This window comes from Methylobacterium sp. 13MFTsu3.1M2, assembly GCF_900112625.1.
GTDB lineage: Bacteria > Pseudomonadota > Alphaproteobacteria > Rhizobiales > Beijerinckiaceae > Methylobacterium.
Genome location: NZ_FOMM01000055.1, coordinates 1 through 8,799 on the forward strand (window position 1 = coordinate 1; position 8,799 = coordinate 8,799).

General features: G+C 77.9%; 2 protein-coding genes. Both read right to left on the minus strand.

Annotated elements, in window-relative coordinates:
* Positions 1-4,916: non-ribosomal peptide synthetase (locus BM314_RS29565; protein WP_139237922.1), on the minus strand; the 4,916-nt coding region annotated here is incomplete at its 3' end.
* A partial coding sequence (locus tag BM314_RS29570; protein WP_139237923.1) for a non-ribosomal peptide synthetase occupies positions 4,913-8,799 on the minus strand: 3,887 nt, incomplete at its 5' end. The genes BM314_RS29565 and BM314_RS29570, both read right to left, overlap by 4 nt.

The following is an 8,799-nucleotide window of genomic DNA, read 5'->3' on the forward strand; positions in this document are numbered from 1 at the left end:
TGGTTGCGGTAGGCCGCGTCCCCGGGGGCGAGGCGGGCGTGGAAGAGCAGGCCCTCCTGCAGGGGGGTGAGCGGGTAGAGGTCGGCGAGGCTGTCGGGGTCGAGGGTACCGGCCGCGCGGGCGTCGGCCAGGAGAGCGTCGAGGCCGGGTTGGTCGAGGCGGGCGAGGGGCAGGTCGGCGGGGGTGGGCCGGCGCGGAGTGCCCGGGTCGGCGCAGTGGGCGACGAGGGCCTCGAGGGTGTGCCGGGTGTCGCGGGCGATGGCGGCGATGGCGGTGGCGTCGTGGCGGTCGGGGCTGAAGCGCCAGGCGAGGTGGAGGCGGCCGTCGCGCACGAGGGCGGTGAGGGTGAGCTCGGCGCCGGCGGGGCTGCCGGGGTCGCGCATGGGCCCCGCGCTCTCGGGGGCGAGGGCGAAGGGCGCATCAGGGTCGGCGCGGTCGGGGTCGATCTGGCCGAGGTAGTTGAGGAGGATGCCGGGCTCGGGTGCCGCGGCGATGCGGTGGCGCAGGTCCGCGACGGGGCCGTGGCGCAGGAGGTCGTGGCTGAGGTCGGGCTGGGGCAGGGCGCGGCGGGCTTCCTTGACCCGGCAGAGAGCAGCACCGAGGGCATGGCCGCGGGCGGCGTCGTCCGGCGGCAGGTCCGGCTCGCCGCCGAGGGGGTCGAGCCGCAGCGGCACCAGCGTGGTGAACCAGCCCACCGTCCGGCTCAGGTCGTGGCGCGCCGCCTCGCCGGCCGCGTCCGCCAAGCTGTCCGCCAGGGCGTCAGCATCGCGACCGTGGCCCTCGAGCACGACGCGCACGGCTCGCCCGCCGCAGCGGCGCGACACCGCCACCGCGAGCGCCGCGAGCAGGAGTTCGTCGGGGCGCGTGCGGTAGGGCCGGCCCGCCCGGCGGAGGAAGGCGTCGGTGGCGTCGGCGTCGAGGCTGTCGGCGATCTCGGTCTGGGCGGATTCGACGTTGGGTGCGTCGGGCCGGGCGGGTTCGAGGCCGCATGCGGGCGGCGCGAGCTGCGCCGCCCAGGCCTCGGCCCAGGCGCGGCGGCGGTCGGCCTCGGCCGGATCCCGGGCCAGGGCGTCGAGGTGCCGGGCCCAGGCGGGGAAGGAGGTCGCGGGCGCCGGCAGGGTCCGCCCCGCGAGGGCCAGGGCGAGATCCGCCACCAGGATGCGCCAGGAGACGGCGTCGACCACGAGGTGGTGGGCGACGAGGAGGAGGCGCTGCCCGCCGTCCGGGGCCGGATCGACCAGGACGGCGCGCAGCACCGGCCCGCGGGCGAGGTCGAGACTCGTCTGCGCGGCCTCGGCCAGCGCCGCCAGGGCGGCCGCGTCCCGGGCCTCGCGGCGCCACAGCGACCCGGCGGCCGCGACGGCGTCGGCTGCGGTGCAGGTCTGCCGCCAGCCGCCGTCGGCCGCCTGCGCGAAGCGCAGCCGCAGGGCCGGATGGGCGGTGGACAGCGCGGCGAGCGCCTCCGCGACGCGGTCCGCCGCGAGGCGCGCCCGCGGGACGAGCAGCACGGCCATGTTCCAGTGCGCGCGCCGCGGCATCGGCGCGGCCAGGAACCAGCTCTGGATCGGGGTCAGCGGCACCGGGCCGGCCTCGAGGCCCGGATCGGTCGCCGCGTCGCGCGCGGGGAGCGCCGGGCGTGCGCCCTGGCGCTCGGCGTGCGCGGCGAGGGCGGCGAGGCTCTGGTGGGTGAACACGTCGCGGGGGGTGAGCGTCAGGCCGGCCTGACGGGCGCGCGTGACGAGCTGGAGGGCGAGGATGGAATCGCCGCCGCGCTCGAAGAAGGTGTCGGAGCGGGCGACGGCGTCGGGGCCGGGCAGGCCGAGCACCGCGGCCCAGAGATCGGCGAGGCGCCGCTCGGTCGCCGTGCGCGGCGGGTCGGCGTCCGGGGCGGGCGCGTCCGCGTCGGGCTCGGGCAGGGCGCGGGCGTCGAGCTTGCCGCTCGTCGAGAGCGGCAGGGCGTCGAGCAGGACGATCGCGGCCGGCACCAGGGCCTCGGGCAGGTCGCGGGCCAGGGCGCGGCGCAGCTCCTGCGGGTCGGCGCGCGCGCCCGGCGCGGGCACCGCGTAGGCCACGAGCCGCGCGGGGCCGTCGGGTTTGCGGCGGGCGAGGACGGCGGCCTGGGCGATGCCGGGCTGCGCGCGCAGGGCGGCGGCGACCTCGCCGGGCTCGACGCGCTGTCCGCGGATCTTGACCTGCTCGTCGGCGCGTCCGCGGTAGTCGAGGGCGCCGTCGGGGCGGCGTGCGGCGCGGTCTCCGGTGCGGTAGAGGCGCGCGCCGGGCCTTCCGAACGGGTCGGGCACGAAGCGCTCGGCGGTCAGGCCGGGGCGTCCGAGATAGCCGCGGGCGAGGCCGGTGCCGCCGATGTAGAGCTCGCCCACCACCCCAACCGGCACCGGGTGCAGCGCGTCGTCGAGGATCCAGGCGGTCCGGTCGCCCACCGGGCTGCCGATCGGCGCGTAGGGCGTGTCGCAGGTCGTGCCGGCGGGGACCTTCCAGACGAGCGGCGTCACCACGGTCTCGGTCGGCCCGTAGCCGTTGATGAGGCGGCGCGGCCCGAGGGCGCGGTTGACGCGCGCGAGCTCGTCGCGCGGCATCGCCTCGCCGCCGAAGGAGAGCAGGTCGAGGGTCGGCGCGCCGCCCTCCTGCTCGGCCCAGCGCGTCAGTTCCCGGACGTAGCTCGGCGGGAAGCCGGCATTCGTCACGCCGTGCCGGCGGAACGCCGCGAACACCTCCGCCGGCGACCAGAGCGCGTCGTCGCGGAGCACGAGGCTGGCGCCGCAGGCGAGCGCCGTCAGCCAGCGCTCGTGCCCGCCGTCGAAGTTGAAGGTGATGAAGTGGAACTCGCGGGAGTCCGCGTCCATCTCGTAGAGCGGCGCGGTCGCGCGGACGTGCATCGCGAGCGGGCCGTGCGCCACCGCCACCGCCTTCGGCTTCCCCGTCGAGCCGGAGGTGTAGATCAGGTAGGCGAGGTTCTCCGGGTGGAGCGCCACCGGGGGTGGAGGCCCCGCGCCCGCGTCCGGCGCGTCCGCGTCGATCAGGATCCGCGGGACCGCGGCCGGCCCGCGGCCGGCATGGGCGCGATCCGTGACGAGGACGCGCGCGCCGCTGTCGGCGACCATCGCGGCGATGCGCGCGTCCGGCAGGTCGAGCCCGAGCGGCAGGTAGGCGCCGCCCGCCTTGAGCACGCCGAGATAGGCGGCGAGCAGGCCGGGCGAGCGGGGCAGCATCACGGCGACGACCGTGTCCGGGCCGATGCCGGCCTCGGCGAGACGGTGCGCGAGGCGATTCGCCTCGGCGTCCAGCGCGCCGCGGCTCGTGGCGCGATCGGCGAAGATCACCGCGGTCCGTTCGGGGTCCGTGCGCGCGAACCCCGCGATGGTCACGTGAACGGGCTGCCCGTCGACCTCGGACGGCGCGGAGGGCGGGTTCAGCCGCGCGATCTCGCCCGGTGTGAGCAGGGGCGCCCCGTGGATCGGCGCGTCCGGCGCCGCGACGAGGCTGCCCAGCAGGGTCAGGAAATGGTCGCGCCAGCGCGCGACGGTGGCCGCGTCGAACAGGTCGCGGGCGTAGGTGAGGTGCGCGGTGAAGCCGCCCTGCGCGTCCTCCAGCGTGGTCAGGCCGAGATCCACGTGGGCGCTGCCGGTGGCGCGGGGGACGCGCTCGACCGACAGGTCGCCGAGGCGGATCGTGGCGAGCGGGCGCTCCTGCAGGTGCTGGACGATCGCCTGGAACAGGGGATTGCGGCCCGGATGCCGGTCGGGGCTCAGGGCGCTCACGAGCCGCTCGAACGGCACGGATTGATGGGCCTGGGCCTCCACGAGGAGCGCCCGCGTCGCCTCCACGCACGCGGCGAAGCTGTCCAGCGGGTCGAACGCGAAGGACAGCACCAGGGTGTTGGCGAAGCTGCCGATCACGCCCGCGGTCTCGGGTCGGGTGCGGTTCGCCACCGGCACGCCCAGGCGGAGAGCGCGCTCGCCGCCGAGGCGCTGGAGCAGGATCGCGAAGCCGGCGGCCAGGACGTGGAACGCGGTCGCGCCGCCGCGGCGGGCCAGGGCGCGGATGCCCGCCGCGGTCGCGGGCGGCAGCGGGAAGGTCAGCGTCTCCCCCGTGAAGCTGGGCACGTCGGGGCGCGGCCGGTCGGCGGGCAGGGCGAGGACGGGGTGCTCCGTGCCGAGGAGGTCCGTCCAGAACCCGAGGCTCGCGGCCTGGGCGCCCGCGTCCAGCATCCGCGCCTGCCAGGCGGCGTAATCCGAGTAGGTGATGGCAGGGGCCGCGCTCTCCGGCGCGTCGGATCCGTAGCCGGCGGCGACCGCGTCGATCAGCAGGTCCATCGACACGGCGTCGCCGACGATGTGGTGCAGGGTCAGGAAGACGACGTGCCGGTCCGGCGCCTCGCGCACCAGGGCGGCGCGCAGCAGGGGCCCGCGCGCGAGGTCGAAGGGCGCCCGCTCGACGGCCGCCTCGATCGCGGCGCGACGCGCCCGCGCCTCGGCCGCGTCGCAGCCGGTCAGGTCGTGGCGGACCATCGCGAACGTGCCCGCCGGGTCGACCTGCTGCACCGGCTCCCCGTCGCGCAGGGGGAAGCGCGCGCGCAGGCCCGCGTGACGGGCGACGGCGCCGGCGAACGCCCGGTCCAGCGCCTCGGGGTCGAGCGGACCGGTCAGGCGCAGCGCGCCGACGATGTGATAGGCCGGGCTCTCCGGGTCGAGCTGCCAGAGGAGCCAGAACCGGCGCTGCGCGTCGGAGAGCGGTCCCGCGTCGCCGCCCTCCGCGGGCAGGATCGGCAGGCGGTCCGCCTCGAGGCCGCGCGCGGCGAGGTCCTGCACGAACCGGCGGCGCTTGCCGTCGGGCAGCGCGGAGAAGCGCGCCGCCAGGGCGCGCAGCTGGTCGTCCCGCGAGGGGCCGGTGTCGGTCATTCGGCGTGTTCCAGCGCGTCGAGGAGGTCGCTCATCGCGTCGATGTCGGCGTCCGCGCCACCCGCGTCCCGGCCGTCGATCACGACCGCGAGATCCGCCAGGGTGCGCGCCTCGAAGACGGCGCGCAGGGGCAGGACGATGCCGTGCGCCTCGCTCAGGCGCGCGACGACCCGGGCGACGAGGAGCGAGTGCCCGCCCAGGGCGAAGAAGTTGTCGCCGCGCCCGACCGAGGGGAGGTTCAGCACCTCGGCCCAGACAGCGGCGAGGCGGCGCTCCGTCCCGGTCCGCGGCGGGTCGGCGGCCGGGTCGGCGACCGGCTCCGGCGCCGGCAGGGCGGCGCGGTCGACCTTGCCGTTGGGGGTCAGCGGCAGGGCATCGAGCGTCACGACGGCCGCGGGCACCATCGCGTCCGGCAGCGTCGCGGCGAGCGCCCGGCGCAGCTCCGCGGGGTCGAGCGCCGCCCCGGGGCCGGGGACGACGTGGGCCACCAGCCGCGCGTCGCCGGGCCGGTCCTGCCGCGCGGTCACGACGGCCTGCGCGACGCCGGGTTGCGCGATCAGCGCCGCCTCGACCTCGCCGGGCTCGATGCGCACGCCGCGGATCTTCACTTGGTGGTCGACGCGGCCGCGGTAGTCGAGGGTCCCGTCCGCGCGCCAGCGCGCCCGGTCGCCGGTCCGGTACATGCGCGCGCCGGGCGGCCCGAAGGGGCAGGAGACGAAGCGCTCGGCCGTGAGCCCCGGCCGCCCGAGATACCCGCGGGCGAGCCCGGCGCCCGCGAGGTAGAGTTCGCCGACCGTGCCCGGCGGGACCGGCCGCAGGCCGCCGTCGAGGATGTAGGCCTGCGTGTTCCACAGGGGCGCGCCGACGGTGACGGTCTCCGCGCCGGGCACGATCTCGGCCGCTGTGGACCAGATCGTGGTCTCGGTCGGGCCGTAGAGGTTGGTCACCCGCGCCGCCCGCGCGCTCAGGGCGCCCGCGAGGTCGGGCGGCAGCGCCTCGCCGCCCACCAGCACCCGCACGCCGCGCAGGGCGTCCGTCTCCGCGAGACCGCGCCACAGGGTCGGCGTGGCCTGCATCAGCGTGATGCCCGCCTCGCGGACGAGCCGCGCCAGACGCCCGGGATCGAGCACGTCGTCCCGCCCGGCCAGCACCACGCGCGCGCCGCGGAGGAGCGGCCCGAACAGTTCGAGGCCCGCGATGTCGAAGCCGACCGTGGTCACGGCGAGCAGCCGGTCCGCCGGCGTCACGCCGATGCGATCGACGAGGTCGTGCAGCAGGTTGGTCAGGCCGGCATGCGGGACCACGACCCCCTTGGGCCGGCCCGTGGAGCCGGACGTGTAGATCACGTAGGCGGGATGGGCCGGCACGAGCGGGCGCGCCCGGTCCCGGTCGGTCGGCGCGCGGGCCGGCGCGGCCGCGAGCGCCGCGCGCCCGTCCGGGGCGTCGAGCACCAGGGCGGGCAGGCCGTCCGGCCGCGGCCACGCGTCGACGGTCACGAGGCCGGCGGGCCGGGCATCGGCCAGCATGAGGGCGAGCCGCTCCGCGGGGTAGCCCGGGTCGAGGGGCAGGTAGGCTGCCCCGGCCTTGAGCACGCCCAGCAGCGCCGCGACGAGGTCCGGCCCGCGCGGCAGCGCCACCGCCACGATGTCCTCCGGTCCGATCCCGCGGGCGATGAGCGCGTGGGCGATCCGGTTGGCGCGGGCCTCGAGCTCCGCGTAGCGCAGCACCTCCGAACCGGCCACCAGGGCGACGGCCTCCGGCGTGCGGGCCGCCTGCGCGGCGACGAGCGCCGGCAGGGTCTCGGGCGGCACCGCCCGCGCCGTCGCGTTCCAGTCCGTCAGGACCTGCCGCCGCTCGCCGGCCTCGAACAGGTCGAGATCCCCGATTGCCCGGTCCGGCGCGGCCGCCAGGGCCGCGAGCAGCCGCGCGAACCGGTCCGCGAGGCGGGTCGCGCCGGCTTCTTCGAAGAGGTCCGTGGCGTATTCGAGGTGGCCGACGACGCCCGCCTCCGTCCCGTCGGCCCCGCGCCGCTCGACGAGGTCGAAGGCGAGGTCGAACCGCGCGGCCCCGGAACCGACCGGATCCGGGACGGCGCGCAGGCCGGCCAGATCGAACGAATCCGGCACGCCGTCCTGAAGCGCCAGCATGACCTGGAACAGGGGGTGGCGCGCGAGCGAGCGCGGCGGGTTCAGCACCTCCACGAGGCGCTCGAAGGGCACGTCCTGGTGCGCGTAGGCCTCGAGCGCGACGGCGCGGGCCCGTCCCACGAGATCGCGGCCGCTCGGGTCGCCGGACGTGTCGGTCCGCAGGACCAGCGTGTTGACGAAGCAGCCGACGAGGCCGTCGAGGGCCTCGTCCGTGCGGCCCGCGATCGGGCTGCCGAGCGGGATGTCCTCGCCCGCACCCAGGCGGGTCAGGAGCGCCGACAGGCCGGCCTGGAGCACCATGAAGAGGCTCGCCCGCTCGCGCCGCGCGAGATCCGCCAGGGCGCGGTGCAGGTCCGGCCCGAGGGCGAGGGGCACGCGCCCTCCGCGGTGGCTCGCCGTCGCCGGGCGCGGCCGGTCGGTGGGCAGCGCGAGGCCTTCGGGCAGCCCCGCGAGCTGCGCGCGCCAGTAGCCGATCTCGCGGGCGATCAGGCTGTCCGGGTCGGCCTCGTCGCCGAGACGGTCGCGCTGCCAGAGCGCGTAGTCCGCGTACTGCACCGGCAGGGCCGGGCGCTCCGGCGCCGCGCCGCGGCACCGCGCCGCGTAGGCCGCCGCGAGATCGCGCATCAGCGGAGTCAGCGACCAGCCGTCGGCGGCGACGTGGTGGATCAGGAGGAGGAGCCCGTGCGCGTCCGGGCCGAACCGGTACAGCCGCGCGCGGATCGGCAGGTCGACGGCCAGGTCGAAGGGCGCGCGCGCCGCCGCGGACAGCGCGTCCGGCCACGATTCCGGGTCCGCCGCGCACAGATCGAGGCCGGGCCGCGCCGCGTCGGGCGGCAGGACCTGCTGCGCCGGCGCCCCGTCGATCGCGACGATGCGGGTGCGCAGGCTCTCGTGGCGCGCGACCACGTCGGCGAGGGCCGCGCGCAGCGCGTCGGCGTCGAGCGGGCCCGTGAGGCGGAGCGCGATCGGGATGGTGTAGGGATGCGCGCCGTCGATCCGCGACAGCAGCCACATCCGGGTCTGGGCCGCGGAGAGCGGGACGACATCCGGCCGCGGGCGCGCGACGAGGGGCGCGCGCGCGGGGCCGACGTGTCCGGCCGCCTCACCGGCCGCGTCGCCAGCCGCGTCGATCCACCCGCTCAGCGCCGCGACCGTCGGGGCCTCGAACACGGCGCGCAGCGGCAGCTCGACGCCGAGCGCCGCGCGCAGCCGGCTGACGAGGCGCGTGGCGAGCAGCGAGTGGCCGCCGAGGTCGAAGAAGCCGTCGTCGATCCCGACCGCGTCGAGGCCGAGCACCTGCGCGAAGGCCTGCGCCACGGCCGCCTCGCGCGCGGTGCGCGGCCCGCGCCGGCCCGTGGCCGCCCAGTCGGGTTCGGGGAGGCGACCTGGGTCGAGCTTCCCGTTGGCGGAGACCGGCAGGGCGGGCAGGGCGAGGATGCGGGCGGGGCGCAGCGCGTCGGGCAGCGTGTCGGCCAGGGCCCGCTGCAGCGCGGGCTCGTCGAGCGCGCCGCCGGCCGCCGGCACCGCGTAGCCCACCAGCCGCAGCCCCCCGTCCGGACCGGGACGGGCGACCACCGCCGCCTCGGCGACACCCGGCAGCGCCCGCAGCGCGGCGGCCGCCTCGCCCGGCTCCACGCGCTGGCCGCGGATCTTGACCTGATCGTCCGCCCGCCCGCGGTAGTCGAGCTGCCCGTCCGCCCGCCACGCCGCCCGGTCGCCGGTGCGGTACAGCCGCG